Genomic DNA, 17,086 nt, shown 5'->3' on the forward strand with positions numbered 1-17,086 from the left:
GTCTGCCGCTCCGGACTGACGATCCGTTAGCGCAAATGTGTGTCGTATCGAAGGATGTGGTTGCTGCAGCAAACACATCCTTCGATTGGACACACATCTTCACGGCGCGGAGCCAGATATGCGGCCGAGATCGCCGCTAGAGCATCATCCGCACGATGTCGACGACCCGCGCAAGCCCCGGCAGCGCGCCGGCAGTCGAGCGCGGGTGAAGTGCATGCACCGCGAGCCGGAACATGGTGGCGCGCAACATCATCTGCGCCCATTCGGGTTGATCGGACCATCGCTGCACCAAGTCGTCGTCGGCTCCACCCCAGGCGAGCGAATCGACGACGACGACCGCCGACGCCCACGGAGCAGGACGCCAGTAGGGCACGATGTCGGTGATGCCGGGGGCGGCCGCACCCGCGAAAAGGACAGTGCCGAACAGATCGCCGTGCACCACCTGCGACGGCACGTCGACTGGCTTGCGTAGCGTCCCGAGTGTCTTGAGCATGTCGACGCTGCGCCTGCCGTCGTCGGACGTCGGTTCGGTCATTCCGGCGGCGCGCGCCGAACGCAACGGCACGTCCTCCCAGGCGGCGCGGTCGGCCGCGGCGAACACGTCGACGTCGGTGTGCGGCGGCGCGGGCTGCTGCAACAGAAAGCGTGGACGTTCGAGGTCGGCGAGCACCTCGTGCAGACGGTCACCGACGGCGAGCACCTCGTCGTGTCGGGGTTCAGGAGATCCGGCGATGTAGGTGTCCGCGCGCCACCCCGACACGACGTACCGCCCGTCGGTCGCGCGGAACGGTCGCGCAATGCGCAGACCCTCGACGTAGAGGTTCTCGCGCACAGACGCCGACCAGGCTGCCCGCGCGTGGTCGGGCACGAGGGACAGCACCACCTCGCCGACCCGCCAGCCGCCCACCCAGGTGTCGCCCATGGCGATGGGCGGGTGAGAGGTGAGCCCGAACGTGTTGAGCACGTGATCGGGCGGTTGCGGATTCTGCACGTCTGCAGAGATTACCGAGCGCAACGTCGTATTTGCTGCAGCGACGCGTGGCGCGCCGGACTTGCGACGAACGACGCTCAGTAGACCGGCAGCTCCTTGTCGACCTGGTTGGCCCACGCGGTGACCCCACCCTGCAGATGGGTGGCGTCGGCGAAACCCGCGCGCTTCAACGCGGCGAGCGCCTCGGCCGACCGGATACCGGTCTTGCAGTACAGCACCGTCGGACGGTCCTGCGGGATCTGCGCGAGCGCCGTGCCGGAGAGGATGTCGCCCTTCGGGACCAACGTGGCACCGTCGATGTGCACGATGTCCCATTCGACGGGCTCGCGGACGTCGATCAGCGCCAGCTTCTCGCCGGAATCGAGACGCTCCTTGAGCTCGCGCGGAGTGAGCGTCGACCCGTCGGCTGCCTGCGCGGCCTCGTCGGACACCACACCGCAGAACTCCTCGTAGTCGATGAGTCCGGAAATGCGTTCGCCCTCAGGGTCTTTGCGGATCTTGATGGTGCGATAGGTCATGTCCAATGCGTCGTAGACCATCAGACGACCGAGCAAGGGCTCGCCGATACCGCAGATGAGTTTGATGGCCTCGGTACCCATGATCGAGCCGATCGACGCGCACAGAATGCCGAGCACGCCGCCCTCCGCGCAGGAGGGAACCATCCCGGGCGGCGGCGCCTGCGGATAGAGGTCGCGATAGTTGATGCCGCGTCCGTCGGGTGCGTCCTCCCAGAACACCGACGCCTGGCCCTCGAATCGATAGATCGATCCCCACACGTACGGCTTGTGCGCGAGCACCGCGGCATCGTTGACCAGGTAGCGGGTCGCGAAGTTGTCGGTGCCGTCGATGATGAGGTCGTACTGCGAGAACAGCTCGATCGCGCCCTCGGGCTCGAGGCGTTCGTCGTGGATGTTGACGGTGACGTAGGGGTTGATCTCCTGGATCGAGTCACGTGCGCTCTCGGCCTTGGGCCGACCGATGTCGGACTGCCCATGGATGACCTGTCGCTGCAGGTTCGACTCGTCGACGACGTCGAATTCGACGATGCCGATGGTTCCCACACCCGCTGCCGCGAGGTAGAGCAACGTCGGCGAACCGAGACCACCGGCACCGATGACGAGCACGTGAGCGTTCTTCAACCGTTTCTGACCGTCCATCCCGACGTCGGGAATGATCAGGTGCCTGCTGTAGCGGGCTACTTCGTCATTGGAGAGTTCTGCCGCTGGCGCGACAAGCGGTGGCAGGGACACGTGGACGCCTCCGTGTAGAAAAACCGTCTGAAAGGAAAACCAACTCATCGAGACAACGACTCGCCTCACACGGGCATTCCCGACGGCCGCGACACGCGGGGCCTCACCTGTCGGGGAACGGCCAGGGATTCGGCTTGCACACGAAGGTCTTGTCGGCCTCCATGTCGGGGTCGAGCGCCATGATCTGGGAGTTCGCGACCCCGAAGGACTGCTGCATCATCACCGGCGCGAGAGCACCGTTGTGCTTACAGGGTTCGTGGTGTTCGTAGCCGATGCCGTGGCCGACCTCGTGATTGATGAGGTACTGCCGATACGCGACGTCGTCGCCCTCGTAGGAGAGCGCACCCCGCACCCAGCGGGCCTCGTTGATGGTCACCCGCTTGTCAGGCGGATAGAAGCACGACGTCTCGAGTTTGATCTGGTATCCACACAGTTCCCGCGCGGTGCCCGGTGAACTGAGCGAGATCCGCAGATCCGGCTCGCCGTCGGCGATGCGCCGAAACGCGACCTTGCCGTCGCCGATCCAACTCCGACTGTTGGCGAGCGTGGCGTCGACCATCTTGCCGAACGTGCGATCGCTGCCGTAATCCGACGGCGCGACGCCGTCCTCCACCTCGACTGTGTATGTGTACACCTGCGGTCCGGTACCGATCTGCTTTCCGGAACCGGGGACGACGTGGAAGGTCTTCTCACCCTGCTGCGTGTACGGCCCCCCGTCGGGCAACGTTCCGGCAGGCAGCGAGACGTCTTTGATGGACGATGTCGGGGCGCCGACCGGCTTGGTCTCCTTGGTGACGTTGGTATTCCGCTGAGCCGCGGGCGTGACGTCGGAACTCGACGCGTCCGAGCTCGAATCGTCGTCGCGTACGGTCACCACGATCAGCACGATGGTGAGGATGATCAGGACCGGAATGGCATAGGCGCGCCACCCGTAAGTGGACACGAAACGACCGAGTGCGCTCTGCTTCTTCCGCTCCGGTTGAGCGTCGCGGTCGACCCTTGCCCGGCCGTTGTCGTCGGTCGGATCCCAACGCGCACGCAGCGGCTGATCCGGCAGCGGCCGCGACCGCGGACGTGCACCCGATTTGGACCCCGGACCCGAGTGCGGCGTCGCGCCGGTCCGGATCGTCTCGATCCGGGTGGTGTCCTCGACCGATGATCGCGCCGCCCGCTGCTGCGAACGCGACTCACGCGCAGCACGCGGCACCGCGTCCCCTGCCCTGACCCGACGTGTCGATGCGCCGCCCCGACGGGATGGGTCGACGTCGTCCCCCGACTGTTCGGGCCCACTGTCTGTGTGGCTCACACGGACAACTTTCTCACAGGTACCCTCTCAATCCGGGGAGGCCAACGGCACCCATCCACCAGTAAGCCACCTGCGCGACACCGGACAGTCGACAAAGGGTGCGACCCCGGTCACGTTGCGGGGAGGCCCGAGTACCCTATATCCATGCCACCTAGCGCCAACGCATCGTCATCGGGTACCAGAAACGGGACCCGGATGCCCCGCAGCGCACGGCGGCGACAACTCCTCGACGCCGCCAGCGAGATCTTCGTCGAACGCGGCTACCACTCTGCGGGCATGGACGAGATCGCCGTCCACGCAGGAGTCAGTAAACCCGTTCTGTACCAACACTTTCCGTCAAAACTCGACCTTTACATCGCGGTCGTCGACTCGCACGCCGAGAAGCTCGTGACCGACGTGAACAACGCGTTGCTCACCACCACCGACAACCGCCAACGCGTACGGGCTGCGGTGGCTGCATTCTTCAATTTCATCGACGAGGACAACTCCGGCTATCGCCTGATCTTCTCGTCCGACGCCCTGGATCCCGCGGTGATCCGTCGGGTCGAGGGCGCGACCGAGGCTTGCGTCGACGCCGTCTACGGGCTCGTCATGCACGATTCAGGACTCGACCCGTACCGGTCACGGATGCTCGCGGCCGGACTGGTCGGCGCGAGTCAGGTCAACGCCAGGTACTGGCTCGAGGCCAAGCGCCCCATCGCAAAGAGCGAAGCGGTCGACACCACGGTCGCGCTGCTCTGGGGCGGGTTGTCGCACGTGCCGAAACACGGCGAATCCGGGACCGCCGAGTAGCGCGATATGCCGACGGCCCCCTCCGGTCGATAGGACCGTCGGGGGCCGGGACTGGCTTTCTCGGGCGATCAGCTCCCGAATCCGACGCGACGCGTCTCCGAGCTGCCGACCTCGACGTAGGCGATCTTGGTGACCGGGATCAGGAACCGTGAACCCTTGTCGTCGGTCAGCGACAGCAACGACTCCTTGCCCGAGAGGGCGGACTCCACAGCGGCCAATGCCTTGTCGCCGCTGAGCGTCGACTGGATGGACAGTTCTCGCGGGCTGTCGGTGATGCCGATCTTCACTTCGACGGACATGGCCACCCTTCCGTTGGCGATGTCGCGCGGAGCTCGCGCGACTGATGTGTGAGGCGAGTCGCCGCGCGCGACTTCTCGTCTTGCACGACTCCGGCGCCCGATCTCTCGAGCGCCGCATGCCTTCGGCATAAGGCTAGTGCAGGGTTGATCGACACGGACACCCGCTCCGCTGACAGCGAACGAACCCGAACAACCGGCGGATCGGAGGCTTTCAGCCGAGGCCGAGGTCGGCCATGCGTGCGCTGTGTCGGTCGGCGACGACGTCGAAGAATCCCGCCATGCCCTGCAACGACGCCGCGCCCGCGAAGAGCAGGTCGGTGACCTCCTCCTCAGCCGCGAGCACCCACTGTGCGTGTGTGATGGCCTCGCCGAGCAGGCGACGTCCCCACAGCGTGAGCGGCGACCGCAGCGCCGGGTTCGCGTCGATGGCTTTGCGCACCTCGTCGCGGGCAAACGCCGAACTCCCCGTCGCCGACATCACCTCGGCGACCACCGCGCGAGGTCCCGCGGGCAGCGCACCGGAGACCTCAGCGTAGAAGTCGGCTGCCAGGCCGTCGGCGATGTATGCCTTCACCAGCGCCTCGTACCAGGTCTTGGGATTGGTGACGCGGTGGTACTCGTCGAAGACCCCGCTGTAGCGCACCACGGCCTCGGCCGGGTCGATGCCGTATCGGCTCACCTGTTCGGACAGGTTCTCGAAGTGCGCGATCTCCGAAGCGACCATGCGCGCGATGTTGATACGCCCCTGCACGTCGGGCGCCATCGCCGACTCGTCGATCAGCCGGTGGAATGCGGCGAACTCGCCCGCCAGGAGAACCGAATAGAGCTTTCCGATCGCCGGATCCTCCTGATCGACCGACGTGGCGGAGGCCGGCCCTGAAGACGAGGACGACCCAGAAGATGACTCAGCAGAAGACTCGTGTGAAGGCGCGGCAGACGACATGAGGCGATGGTAGGTCGGCCGCGATCGCTTCACCAAGTACACTTGACAACGGTGCACTGACGCGACCGTGACATCTTGGTACGCCGAGGACTCCCATGGACACACTGAATGGGATCATCCGGGCGGCATCGAGATCGTCGCCGCGACACCGCGCGACCTGTAGGCAACGATCCACACCGACCGCGGGGCACCAGACATTGCGCGCGCACTCATCGAGCCCACGCCTTCGCAGTTCGGGTTGCTCCGGAAGCGGAGACCTGCACGTCATCGCCGTCAGATCGCGGTGACCTTCTCAGTGGAGCCTTTTCGTGCGTGCTGGAACAGATGCGAAAGGCACACAAGAAAACATGACAGAACCCGGCGTGCAGACGACCATCGTCGACGACACCCACACTCCCCCCACCTTCGCCGAGCTCGGCGTCGACCAGCACATCGTCGACGCGTTGATCGCTGACGGCAAGACCCACACGTTCGCGATCCAGGAACTCACCCTCCCCCTCGCACTGGCAGGCAGCGACCTGATCGGCCAGGCGCGCACGGGTATGGGCAAGACCTTCGGATTCGGCGTTCCGCTGCTGCACCGCCTGATGCACGCCGAGGAGAGCGGCCTGCGCCCGCTCGACAACACTCCCCGCGCGCTCGTGATCGTGCCGACGCGCGAACTCTGTGTGCAGGTCACCGGCGACCTCGAGGTCGCGGCGAAGAACCTCACCGTCACGCTCCCCTCCGGCGAGCAGCGCCCCCTCACCATCGCTTCCATCTACGGCGGCCGCCCGTACGAGTCACAGATCGCCGAGCTCAACAAGGGCGTCGACGTCGTCGTCGGCACCCCCGGCCGTCTCCTCGACCTCGCGCAGCAGGGCCACCTGATCCTCGGCAAGGTGGCCGTTCTCGTTCTCGACGAGGCCGACGAAATGCTCGACCTCGGCTTCCTCCCCGACATCGAACGCATCGTGGCTGCACTGCCCGAGCAGAAGCAGACGATGCTCTTCTCCGCGACCATGCCCGGCCCCATCGTCACCCTCGCCCGCACGTTCCTGCAGCGTCCGACACACATCCGCGCAGAGCACGCCAACGACTCCGCGGTGCACGAGCGCACCACGCAGTACGTGTACCGCGCACACGCGATGGACAAGGCAGAGCTCGTCGCACGCATCCTCCAGGCAGACGGCCGCGGCGCGACGATGATCTTCACGCGCACCAAGCGCACCGCGCAGAAGGTCGCAGACGACCTCGCCGAGCGCGGTTTCTCCGTCGGCGCCGTCCACGGCGACCTCGGTCAGGTCGCACGCGAGAAGGCTCTCAAGAAGTTCCGCACCGGCGAGATCGACGTGCTCGTCGCCACCGACGTCGCAGCACGCGGCATCGACATCGACGACGTCACGCACGTCATCAACTACCAGTGCCCCGACGACGACAAGACCTACGTGCACCGCATCGGTCGTACGGGTCGCGCCGGTCGCACCGGTATTGCCATCACACTCGTCGACTGGGACGAGCTTCATCGCTGGGAGCTCATCGATTCGGCCCTCAAGCTCGGCGTGCCCGAGCCCGCCGAGACCTACTCGACGTCTGACCATCTGCGCGAAGAACTCGGTATCCCCGAGTCGGCAACCGGCCGCGTCGCCGCACCCAAGCGCGAGCGCCCCGAAGGCGAACGCGTCGAGCGCACCCACCGCGCCGAGCGCACCGCGAGTTCGCGGACGCGTCGTCGCACCCGAGGCGGCAAGTCCGGCTCCAACAACGCCGCCGCGTCGAACGGCGACAAGCACTCCTCGACCGACGCAGGCAACGCGACTGATACAGACAAAGTGACGGCGTCCAACACTGACAACCCGGCGTCGACCGAAGACGGCGAGAACAAGCCGCGCAGGCGTCGTCGTCGACGCGGAGGCGCGGGCCGCGGTTCCGACGCGAACACCACTCACGCCGCAGACTCCACACCGGCGACCGCCACGGCCGACTAGGACTGCACCGAGGTGATCCAACCGCGCCCGGGGCGCCCGTGACACGCATCGCCCCCGAACGACGCACACGCGTCGACCTGGCGATTTCTGCTGTCGTCGTCGTGATCGTCGTCGTAGTCGGCATCGTCGTGTGGGCGGTGAGTCCCGTCCGCCACACCGACAGTGCGCAGGCATCAGCGCCCGCGCCCGAAGTCGCGCCCGCGACGGCGGTCCCGCAGGGATTGCGGGTCGCGTGGACGGCGTCGTCGGACGCGACGAACGTGCCCGCGATGTCCCGCTCTGTCGTGGTCACCGCAGACAACGGCACCGACTCCCACGGCACCGTCGTCGGACACGACCCGACGACGGGCCGTGAACTGTGGCGATACGCTCGAGATCTCCCGCTGTGTTCCACCGCGGCCGCCTGGCCGACGAGCGCCGACGAGGTGTTGGCGGTGTACCGCAACTCGCGTGGATGCTCCGAGGTGACAGCCCTGGCCTCCTCGACGGGGCAGCGCAAGGGCGCGCGCACCTCCGATGCCGACGACGAACTGAGACTCGTCACCGACTCGGGGTACGTACTCGCGCTCGGCAGCCATCGGCTGGAGACGTGGGGATCGAATCTGGTGCGCGGAATCGAGTACGGACGGGTCACCGCCCCGGTCAAGCCGGGGACGCAACCCGGCCGCGTCGACTGCAGGTTCTACTCCGGCACCATCAGCGGCGATCGCGTCGCAGTCATCGAACGCTGCAAGAACGACCCCGGCTATCGGCTCACTGTGCTCGGCGCGGTGCTCGACAGCGACGAGAAGGTCAAGCAATACGGGTCGACGTTGATCACCGACACCACTTCGGGTCCACCGCCGGTGCTGATCGCCATGAGCAGTTCGGGGATCGCCGTCTACGACGGCAGAGCCGACCGAGCAGGGGCCCCCGGCCAGGTCGCCGCGCGGCCCGGCGAGGCCACGATTCGCGTCTTCGACTCCGACGGGGTCGAAGGACCGGTGAGCACCGTGCAGGGCCCCGAATCACCGCCCGTCGACAGCGTCGCGTTGACCAGCGAGGGACTTGTCACCTACTTCACCGGAGCCGCCACCGTCGTGCTCGACGGCCAGACCATGCGACCCACCTATCAGGTACCGGAGACGCTGGGGCCCGGCGAGACGATGGCCGGTTCACTCCTGCTCCCCACGAGGGCCGGCATCAGCGTGCGCGACCCCGCGAACGGCCGCGAAACCGGCTCCATCGCATTCCCGCGCGATTCAGTCACCGCTACCACGAGCCTTCGGGTCATCGGCAACAACGTCGTCGAACAAACCGGCTCGACGGTCCGCGCGTTGGTTCCCACCGACGCGGGCTGACGCTCGGATCAAAAGCTCAGCTCGGATCGAAGGTCCGCACGTCCTCGCCTGCCTCCCAGTGCTTCCAGAGGTTTTCGGCGAGATCGCGATATGCCGTGGCGCCCTTGTTCTTTCGACCACGCATCACCGACGCGCCGGACGCCGATGCCTCCGCGAACCGCACCGTCCGCGGGATGGGCGGCTCGATCACGGGGAGGTCGTACCGATCCGAGACGTCGGAGAGGACGTCACGACTGTGGGTCGTCCGTGCGTCGAACAATGTGGCGACGGCACCCAGCATCGTCAGGTTGGGGTTGGTGATCTGCTGAACCTCGTTGACCGTGCGCAGTAGTTGTCCGACGCCGCGATGTGCGAGCGTCTCGCACTGCAGGGGCACGATCACCTCGTCGGCCGCGGTGAGCCCGTTGAGCGTGAGGACTCCCAGCGAGGGCGGGCAGTCGATCAGGATGACGTCGAAATCTTCGGCCACCTCCGCGAGCGCCCGCTTGAGCGCGTACTCGCGCCCCGGCCGCATCAACAGCAGCGCTTCGGCGCCCGCGAGGTCGATCGTCGCGGGGAGCAGCGTGACGTTGTCGGCCGTGTCGAGGAGAACGTCGGCGATCTCCTCGTCACCCAGTAGCACGTCGTGGACCGATGCCTGGAGTTGATCGGGATCGTGCCCCAACGAAAACGTAAGGCACCCTTGCGGATCGAGGTCGACGACGAGCACCGACGCGTCGAGATCGGCGAGCGCGGCGCCCAGGGATTCGACAGTGGTCGTCTTGGCGACGCCACCCTTCTGATTCGCTACCGCCAGCATCCGCGTCATGCGATCACTCTACGACCCGTCAGATCACAACGTCTCGAGCGCACCGGGTTGTCACACACAATTTCCATCGTGTGATCGAAATCAATACCTCAGTTCGCTTCGACGCCCCCGTCCAGCGCCTACTCCGAGGCACGCCACTCACTCAGAAGCGTCCATGTCGCCCGAGATCCAGCGCACCGATGCCGGATGGAACAGCAGGACAAGTGTCACCACCGCCGCGATCGCCAAGGGGATCGCGAATCCCACCTGGTGGCTGGTGAACAGGTAGTAGGCAACCGGGAGGAGCAGGATCTGAGCGACCAACGAGATGGCCCGACCCCACCGACGACCGCGCATCAGCGCGATCCCGCCGACGAGAACGCCACCGAAGATGATTCCGAACCAGGCCGCGGTGCCATATCCGCTGATCGCGGCCTCATGGTGGCCCGCAGCCGCACGGATCACCAGGACGACGGCGAAGATGACCGCAATGGCACCCTCGAGCGCCGTGATGGCCCCTGCCACGCGTAGCTGAACCGGACACAGCTCGTCCGTGTCCGACGTCGTCTCGGCCTTCTCACGCCCGTCTCGCGGTGCCGACCTACGGGCGCCACGACCGGCGGGGTCCTGCTTTTTGCTCACCCGTCCAGAGTATTGGGTGCTCGGAGTACGGGGGCGCAGGGTCGGCGTTCGCTGCGACCCCATATCCTCGGGAGTCGTGCGCGTCATGCTCATCGTCAACCCCTTCGCGACCGCGACCACCGCCGCGGGTCGTGACGCGCTCGTCAATACCCTCAGCGCCCATGTCCCGGTCGACGTCGAGCACACCACGCACCGAGGTCATGCGGGCGAACTCGGCGCGCGTGCCCGAGAACAGGGATACGACATCGTCGTCGTGCACGGCGGCGACGGATCGGTCAACGAGGTGGCCAACGGCATTCTCGGATCGCCGGCCGAGTTCGATCCGACACTCCCCCGCCCGGCGCTCGCGATAATCCCCGGCGGCAGCGCCAATGTCTTCGCACGGACCCTCGGCATCGAGTCCGACCCACTGCGCGCGACGCGCCAGCTGATCGACCTCGTCGACGCCTCGTCGATTCATCGAATCGGCCTGGGACACACGGATACTCGTTGGTTTCTGTTCAACGCGGGAATGGGTATGGACGCGGTGGTGGTGCACGCGATGGAGGACAAGCGCCACGCGGGCAAAGCGGCAACACCCGGCCGATATCTGTGGACGACGGTCAGTTGCTTCATACGCGGATCGTCGAGCCAGCCCCCTTTTCGCGTGCAGTTCGACGGCCACGAGCCGATCGACGGTGTGCGATTCGCGTTCGTCTCCAACACCACGCCCTGGACGTTCTTGGGCAACCACGAGATCCGCACGAACCCCGGCACCGACCTCACCGCACGCCTGGGCCTGTTCGCTGCCACGTCGACAGGCCTACTGCGCAACGTCGGACTCGCCACGCGTCTGCTCACGCAGCGCGACCCCAAAGCGCCACACCTGATTCGCGACGACGACGTCGAGTGGGTCCAATTCGACGCCGAGGAGCCGATCGACGTCCAGATGGACGGCGACTACGTCGGGGCGTTCACGTCGATCCACTTCTCGCACCGCGAGTCCGTACTCGGCGTCGTCGCTCCCTGACGAGATGAGGCCCAGATGAGGCCGATCCTCCAGGACCAGTTGAGCACAGTCACTCAGCGCTTCACTGCCATGCACATCGCCCCCTAGCAGCGCAAATTCGACCGCCTCATCCGGCCTCACCTGACTCTCGGGTCAGGTGAATTTCGGGTTACGCCCAGGCAGACGGCAATCGCTGGGTGACCACGATCACGCTCCTGGGTGTCAGAATGCGATCTACGCCACTAGCTGCGGAAACATATCGGCAATAATCGAACAACCGGCGTAGCATAGAACATTGGCACGGACGCGAGTGCACCACCCCCCTCCCACCAGGGGTCACGGAGAGTGATATTGCACACGTGTCAGCGGAACACCATTGACTTCAGCTGAATTCGTGAAAGTATTCACAAGCAACAGCACGGAAACATTTGGTGTGTCTACGTGAACTGATGGTTACAGCCACAAGAAGCAAGATTTCGATGACGAGTGGTGCGCGCAACACACGCACCTGAAGGAGAAGGAATGGACTGGCGTCACAAGGCAATCTGTCGCGACGAGGACCCCGAGCTGTTCTTCCCGGTGGGAACCAGCGGTCCGGCTATCGCACAGATCGCCGATGCGAAGCTCGTCTGCGCGCGGTGTCCCGTCACCGCCGAATGTCTGTCCTGGGCTCTCGAGTCCGGTCAGGACGCCGGTGTGTGGGGCGGCATGAGCGAGGACGAGCGTCGAGCACTGAAGCGTCGTACGGCACGCACGCGGACCCGCAGCAGCGTCTAGATCGACTTACAAACAGTCTGATCGACCACGGTCCCGTGGGGGACCAACAAAAAGACCCGGCCATCGCGCCGGGTCTTTTTGTATTGCCCTCACGTCGGCGTGCGGGCGTGCAATGGAACTGCGATGCGCGCCTGCGCTCCCCGACCTTCCGGGTTCGGCCCGAGTTCCAACTCACCTCCGAGCTCGATCGCGACAAGTGTCTGCACGATCTGAAGCCCCAAGCGCTCCGAGTCGTTGATGGAGAAATCGGCCGGCAGCCCCGAGCCGTTGTCGCGCACGGTCACCACCATGCGCCGCACGTCGCGGTCGGCGGAGATCTCGATCCTGGCGTCGTCACGCACCGCAGCTGTGCCGTCTCCATTGTCGTCCACACGGTCATCCCCGCGTGGGCGAGCGAACCCATGCTCGACGGCGTTCTGTATCAGCTCGGTCAGCACCATCACGAGCGGCATCGCCAGCTCGGCGGGGAGCACCCCGAGGCGGTCACGGTGGCTCACCGACACCGGCGTCTCCCCTGCGGCGACGTCGACCATCGTGGGAAGCAGCCGGGAGACGGCCTCGTCCATGTCGACCTCTTCGTCGACGCTGCCCGAGAGCAACTCGTGCACGGTGGCGATGGCTGCCACTCGTCGGACAGCCTCGACGAGTGCCGATCTCGCTTCCTCGTTGGATGTGCGACGTGCCTGCAGACGCAACAGTGCAGACACCGACTGCAAGTTGTTCTTGACCCGGTGATGAATCTCCCGGATCGTGGCGTCCTTGCTGATCAGTGCGAGGTCTCGACGCTTGACCTCGGTGACGTCGCGGATCAGCACCACGGCACCGGAACTCACACCGCGCGGACGCAACGGCACCGCCCGCAGCAGCACGGTCGCCCGGCGCGCGTCGGCTTCCATACGCATTCCGATGTCGGGGTACGGCCCCTCCGGCGGCGCGACGACGCCCGCGGCGACGTCGATCATGGTGGCGGCGTCGTGAGATTCGAATGGGTCGGTCAGCAGCGACGTCGTGACGTCCGACAGTCGTCTCCCCGAGAGCTCCGACGTCCACCCCATGCGATGAAACGCCGACAGCGCGTTGGGACTCGCATAAAGGACGACGCCGCGCTCGTCGATCCGCACGAAACCGTCGCCCGCGCGTGGGGTCGACAAGCCTCGCGGGTTGACCTCTAGCCGCGCAAACGTGCCGTCGGCAACCATCTGGCACAGGTCGTTCGCCGAGTCCTGATATGCCAGTTCGAGCGGTGAGGGCAGTCGCGGATGAGTGAGGTCGACAGCCCGGGTGAGAACACCGATGACCTCACCGGAGAATCCGACGGGAACCGCCTCGCGCCGAATGGCGACCGGACCGATCCAGGTGGGGTCTTCCTCGCGGAGAATGTGCCCTTCGTCGAATGCGCGCAGCGCCTGCGGGTTGGCGTCGGCACCGACGACCATGCCGACCTGATCGCTCGGAAACACCGTCGACGCCGTGTTGGGTCGGCACTGCGCGACCGTCACCACCTCGCCGTTCTCGGCGCGCACGGCGAGCAGGAAATCGGCGAAGGAAAGGTCGGCGAGCAGTTGCCATTCGGCGACGACGCGCTGCAGATATGCCGCTGCACGGTCGGAGAGTGTTGTGTATTCGGCGAGGAGATCGGCCAGCGTCGACATCGGTGAGGGTGCGCGGCTACTCGTAGGTGGCGATGATGTCGCCTGCATGAATCACATCGCCCACCTTGACCCTGACGTCTGCGAGCGTTCCCGACTCCTCGGCGAGGACCGGGATCTCCATCTTCATCGATTCGAGCAGCACCAGCGTGTCGCCGATCTCGATGCGTTGACCAGGGGTTGCGCGGACTTCCAGAACACTCGCCACGATCTCGGCGACAACGTCTTCTGCCATGTGAACAAACTAGTCCACCGCTGTGACAGGCAGGGCGCGCACCGCGGCGCCCGACTGCCGGCAAGCGATCACGACACGAAAAAGCCCGGGCGGACGCGGTCGGTATGACCGTCGATCACGCTCCGGGCTTTCGTCTGGCACGCAGCTCAGGCGTTGGGGCGCTTGCCGTGGTTGGCTGCGCTCTTCTTGCGTGCGCGCTTCTTGCGTCCGCGCTTACCCATGACGGGCCTCCTTCGTCTCCGATGTGCTCAGTGATTATCCCACGTCGCACCCGGAATCCTGGAATCGGTACCGGTTGGACCTGCGTCGCTTCGTCGAAAGCCGGGTCACTCGCCCGCGGAATACCGCGTTTCGCGAACGACGACAGTCTTGCGAATCTCGACGCGCAGCCGGTCACGCAGGCTGTCGGGCGCACGATCTCCCCCGCACTTGCGGTTGATCAGCGCCTTGAGCTGGCTCTCGATGCCGTAGTGCGCCAGGCACGACGGGCACTCGTCGAGATGCTGTTGAAGTCGGGCGCGAGCGGCGGCGTCGCACTCGTTGTCGAGCACAAGCCACACATCGGCGATGACCGCGGAGCAATCGAGTGAGGTGAATTCGGGATCGTCGGCAGGCGGTACCGGCGCCACATCGGGAGTCGAGTCGCTCATCGTGCCACTCCGCTCTCGGAGGCAGGCTGACGGAGGAAGCCACGATCGCGTGCGACGTCTGTCAGCAGTTCACGCAGTTGACGTCGACCACGATGCAGTCGTGACATGACCGTTCCGATGGGAGTGTCCATGATCTCGGCGATCTCCTTGTACGGAAGACCCTCGACGTCGGCGTAGTAGACGGCCATCCGGAAATCCTCCGGAAGTGCCTGCAGCGCAGCCTTGATCTCGTCGTCGGGCAGGGCATCGAGCGCCTCGATCTCAGCAGAACGCAGACCGGTCGACGTGTGCTCGGCATTGGCTGCGAGCTGCCAGTCGGTGATCTCGTCGGTCGGGTACTGGGCAGGCTGACGCTGCTTCTTGCGGTACCCGTTGATGTAGGTGTTGGTCAGGATGCGATACAGCCAGGCCTTGAGGTTGGTCCCCTCACGGAACGACGCGAATGCCGAGAAAGCCTTGACGTACGTTTCCTGAACCAGATCCTCTGCGTCGGCGGGATTGCGCGTCATACGCAGCGCCGCGCCGTACATCTGATCGAGCAACGGGAGCGCGTCGCGCTCGAACCGTTCTGTCAGATCGGCGTCGGTCTCCGACGGATCAGCGCGACGAGGTGCCGCCGAACCCGCTGCTGCGGTCAAATCGTCGATTGCCGACGCTTCGGTTTCCGGTGCTTCGGTTTTCGACGCTTGTGAGGCGGTGTCGCTTGTCCTGTCAGCACCGCCGTCAGAGTCGGGGGACTCGGGAGAAGCCACGTAATTCCCTTCGCTGATGACTCCGATGCCGCCCAACCCGGTGAGGGTCTGCGCAGGTGCACCGGTGATGTCGATCAAGCTTACCGACCCGGCTCCTTCTCGCAGCTCACCAGGTCGTGGTTGCCTCGGTCGTTCGAGCAACGTCGCTCCCACGGCAATCCACCTCCTCGATCTGTTGAATACGCTCGTGCTGTTGATGTCGCGGCATGTGATGTCGCGGTATTGATCTGTGGTGATCGCCCGCTGAACAGGGGTTGCGAGCGTCCTGACATTGTTGGTCAACAGGGCTGCGCCGACAATTGTTCCGCGCATGTCCGATTTCTTCCGGTGCCCGCGTCTGCGGCCCCGCTGACACATCTGGAGGTTCCGATGGCAGCCACCCCCGCGCTCGCGGCGCTCAGCAGGGCTGATGTGCCGCACGAGGTACACAGCTACACCCACGATCGGAAGTCCGAGGCGTATGGAGCGGAAGCGGTGGATGCGCTCTCGTCGACACTCGGGGTTGCACCCGAGCAGATCTTCAAGACGCTCGTCGTGGCATTGACCGGCGGCCCCGGCGGCCTTGCCGTCGCCGTGGTACCGGTGCCGCACAAGCTGTCGCTCAAGGCCGCGGCAGCAGCACTCGGAGCGTCGAAGGCGGTGATGGCCGAGGCGAAAGCAGTCACCCGATCCACCGGTTACGTCCTCGGCGGTGTGTCACCACTCGGCCAGCGAACCGCGCTGCCGACGGTCGTCGACTCTTCTGCTCTCGAGTGGGATCGCGTCCTGTGCAGTGCAGGTAAACGCGGCCTGGAAGTGGAGCTGTCGCCCACCGACCTGGTCGCCGCGACCTCGGCCATCACCGCCGACATCGCCGCCTGAGCGTTTCCCTGTCCCTGTCAGCCCCTCGTGTCAGCCCCTCGTGACAGCATGGACTGCATGTGTGGACGTTTCGCGGTGACGACCGACCCTGCCAAGCTCGCGGCCGAGATCGACGCGGTCAACGAGGTGCCCGCTGCGCCACCCACACCCGACGACCAGACCAGCGCCAACCAGCCGAGCCCCGATCAGCCGAACACCGATCAGGCACCGCGGACCCTGGGCACCAACTACAACGTGGCACCGACGTCGACGATCCTGACCGTCGTCGAACGTCATTCTCACGGCGACCCGCACGACGATCCGCGGCTGCGCGTGCGAGCGATGCGATGGGGGCTGGTACCGACGTGGGCCAAAGAGGTCGGCAAGGGACCGTTGCTGTTCAACGCCCGTGCCGAGACCGCTGCGGAGAAGAGTTCGTTTCGCAGTTCGGTGAAGTCCAAGCGCTGCCTCGTGCCCATGGACGGTTGGTACGAGTGGAAGCCCGGCCCGGAAAACAGTAAGGGAAAGCCGACCAAGATCCCGTTCTTCATGTCACCCAAGGACGGGACACGGCTGTTCATGGCGGGTTTGTGGTCGGCCTGGCACGACCGCACAGATCCCGACGCGCCACCCCTGCTGAGCTGCACCATCCTGACCACCGACGCCGTCGGCGACCTGCGCGAGGTACACGACCGCATGCCGCGGATCATGCCCTACGACAGTTGGGATGCCTGGCTCGATCCCGACCACCCCGCACCGTCGGAGCTCTTCGCGCCGCCGAGTGAGGCCATCGCCGACGCGATCGCGATCCGCGAGGTCTCGCCACTGGTGAACCGCGTGGCCAACAACGGACCGGAGCTGCTGGCACCGGTCTGAAA

19 protein-coding genes are annotated in these 17,086 nt (G+C 65.7%); 7 read left to right on the forward strand and 12 right to left on the reverse strand.

Features of this window, described 5'->3' with window-relative positions:
• Positions 1–136: 136 nt before the first annotated feature.
• From A5766_RS12145 to A5766_RS12155, 3 genes are all read right to left on the reverse strand, one after another.
• The gene (locus A5766_RS12145; RefSeq protein WP_064863718.1) at positions 137–991 is read right to left on the reverse strand and encodes a TIGR02569 family protein; all 855 of its coding nucleotides are present in this window, start codon (positions 989–991) and stop codon (positions 137–139) included.
• A 77-nt stretch (positions 992–1,068) separates the two neighbouring features.
• Positions 1,069–2,289, reverse strand: coding sequence for an adenylyltransferase/sulfurtransferase MoeZ (moeZ, locus tag A5766_RS12150; RefSeq protein WP_064863717.1), 1,221 nt, complete (start codon positions 2,287–2,289; stop codon positions 1,069–1,071).
• A gap of 55 nt (positions 2,290–2,344) precedes the next feature.
• The gene (locus A5766_RS12155; protein ID WP_372495529.1) at positions 2,345–3,547 is read right to left on the reverse strand and encodes a DUF3152 domain-containing protein; all 1,203 of its coding nucleotides are present in this window, start codon (positions 3,545–3,547) and stop codon (positions 2,345–2,347) included.
• 144 nt (positions 3,548–3,691) lie between these two features.
• Between A5766_RS12155 and A5766_RS12160 the strand changes: the two genes are divergently transcribed.
• Positions 3,692–4,339: a TetR/AcrR family transcriptional regulator gene (locus tag A5766_RS12160; RefSeq protein WP_064863716.1), complete on the forward strand. Its 648-nt coding sequence runs from the start codon at positions 3,692–3,694 to the stop codon at positions 4,337–4,339.
• A 68-nt stretch (positions 4,340–4,407) separates the two neighbouring features.
• On the opposite strand, the gene A5766_RS12165 is transcribed toward A5766_RS12160, so the two are convergent.
• Both A5766_RS12165 and A5766_RS12170 read right to left on the reverse strand, forming a co-directional pair.
• Positions 4,408–4,638, reverse strand: a complete 231-nt coding sequence (locus A5766_RS12165; protein ID WP_005203675.1) for a DUF3107 domain-containing protein — start codon at positions 4,636–4,638, stop codon at positions 4,408–4,410.
• 211 nt (positions 4,639–4,849) lie between these two features.
• Positions 4,850–5,581 carry a ferritin-like fold-containing protein gene (locus A5766_RS12170; protein ID WP_064863734.1) on the reverse strand — a complete coding sequence of 244 codons (732 nt, stop codon included), beginning with the start codon at positions 5,579–5,581 and terminating at the stop codon, positions 4,850–4,852.
• Between the two features lie 347 nt (positions 5,582–5,928).
• Here A5766_RS12170 and A5766_RS12175 point away from each other — a divergent pair, with 347 nt between their 5' ends.
• Positions 5,929–7,548, forward strand: a complete 1,620-nt coding sequence (locus A5766_RS12175; protein WP_064863715.1) for a DEAD/DEAH box helicase — start codon at positions 5,929–5,931, stop codon at positions 7,546–7,548.
• Between the two features lie 38 nt (positions 7,549–7,586).
• On the forward strand, positions 7,587–8,888 hold the full coding sequence (locus tag A5766_RS12180) for an Rv3212 family protein (protein WP_197501443.1): 1,302 nt from the start codon (positions 7,587–7,589) through the stop codon (positions 8,886–8,888).
• A gap of 16 nt (positions 8,889–8,904) precedes the next feature.
• On the opposite strand, the gene A5766_RS12185 is transcribed toward A5766_RS12180, so the two are convergent.
• Together A5766_RS12185 and A5766_RS12190 are read right to left on the reverse strand one after the other, a co-directional pair.
• Positions 8,905–9,696 carry a ParA family protein gene (locus A5766_RS12185; protein WP_005203682.1) on the reverse strand — a complete coding sequence of 264 codons (792 nt, stop codon included), beginning with the start codon at positions 9,694–9,696 and terminating at the stop codon, positions 8,905–8,907.
• Positions 9,697–9,834: 138 nt separating this feature from the next.
• Positions 9,835–10,221 (reverse strand): hypothetical protein, encoded by a 387-nt coding sequence (locus tag A5766_RS12190; RefSeq protein WP_064863732.1) that lies wholly within the window; start codon positions 10,219–10,221, stop codon positions 9,835–9,837.
• Positions 10,222–10,402: 181 nt separating this feature from the next.
• On the opposite strand from A5766_RS12190, the gene A5766_RS12195 reads away from it, so the two are divergent.
• Together A5766_RS12195 and A5766_RS12200 are read left to right on the forward strand one after the other, a co-directional pair.
• Entirely contained in the window at positions 10,403–11,326 is a 924-nt protein-coding gene (locus tag A5766_RS12195; protein WP_064863731.1) for a diacylglycerol/lipid kinase family protein, read from the forward strand.
• A gap of 501 nt (positions 11,327–11,827) precedes the next feature.
• Complete coding sequence (locus tag A5766_RS12200) at positions 11,828–12,082, forward strand: WhiB family transcriptional regulator (RefSeq protein ID WP_005170735.1); 255 nt, start codon at positions 11,828–11,830, stop codon at positions 12,080–12,082.
• A gap of 89 nt (positions 12,083–12,171) precedes the next feature.
• Here A5766_RS12200 and A5766_RS12205 read toward each other — a convergent pair whose 3' ends face one another.
• The 5 genes from A5766_RS12205 to A5766_RS12220 all read right to left on the reverse strand — a co-directional run bounded on the left by A5766_RS12205 (position 12,172) and on the right by A5766_RS12220 (position 15,254).
• A complete protein-coding gene (locus A5766_RS12205) occupies positions 12,172–13,734 on the reverse strand; it encodes a sensor histidine kinase (protein ID WP_064863714.1) in 1,563 nt (520 codons plus the stop codon).
• A 16-nt stretch (positions 13,735–13,750) separates the two neighbouring features.
• Positions 13,751–13,966 (reverse strand): biotin/lipoyl-binding carrier protein, encoded by a 216-nt coding sequence (locus tag A5766_RS12210; protein ID WP_064863713.1) that lies wholly within the window; start codon positions 13,964–13,966, stop codon positions 13,751–13,753.
• Between the two features lie 146 nt (positions 13,967–14,112).
• Entirely contained in the window at positions 14,113–14,187 is a 75-nt protein-coding gene (locus A5766_RS25530) for a 50S ribosomal protein bL37 (RefSeq protein WP_109239415.1), read from the reverse strand.
• 105 nt (positions 14,188–14,292) lie between these two features.
• The gene (rsrA, locus tag A5766_RS12215) at positions 14,293–14,616 is read right to left on the reverse strand and encodes a mycothiol system anti-sigma-R factor (RefSeq protein WP_064863712.1); all 324 of its coding nucleotides are present in this window, start codon (positions 14,614–14,616) and stop codon (positions 14,293–14,295) included.
• Positions 14,613–15,254 (reverse strand): sigma-70 family RNA polymerase sigma factor, encoded by a 642-nt coding sequence (locus A5766_RS12220; protein ID WP_197500860.1) that lies wholly within the window; start codon positions 15,252–15,254, stop codon positions 14,613–14,615. Before A5766_RS12220 ends, rsrA begins: the two co-directional genes overlap by 4 nt.
• 483 nt (positions 15,255–15,737) lie before the next feature.
• Between A5766_RS12220 and ybaK the strand changes: the two genes are divergently transcribed.
• Together ybaK and A5766_RS12230 are read left to right on the forward strand one after the other, a co-directional pair.
• Positions 15,738–16,229 (forward strand): Cys-tRNA(Pro) deacylase, encoded by a 492-nt coding sequence (gene ybaK / locus A5766_RS12225; RefSeq protein ID WP_005203697.1) that lies wholly within the window; start codon positions 15,738–15,740, stop codon positions 16,227–16,229.
• A gap of 57 nt (positions 16,230–16,286) precedes the next feature.
• Positions 16,287–17,084, forward strand: a complete 798-nt coding sequence (locus A5766_RS12230) for an SOS response-associated peptidase (protein ID WP_039854824.1) — start codon at positions 16,287–16,289, stop codon at positions 17,082–17,084.
• Positions 17,085–17,086 lie beyond the last annotated feature (2 nt).

Origin of the sequence: Gordonia sp. 852002-51296_SCH5728562-b (genome assembly GCF_001665475.1) — a bacterium.
Classification (GTDB): Bacteria; Actinomycetota; Actinomycetes; order Mycobacteriales; family Mycobacteriaceae; genus Gordonia; species Gordonia sputi.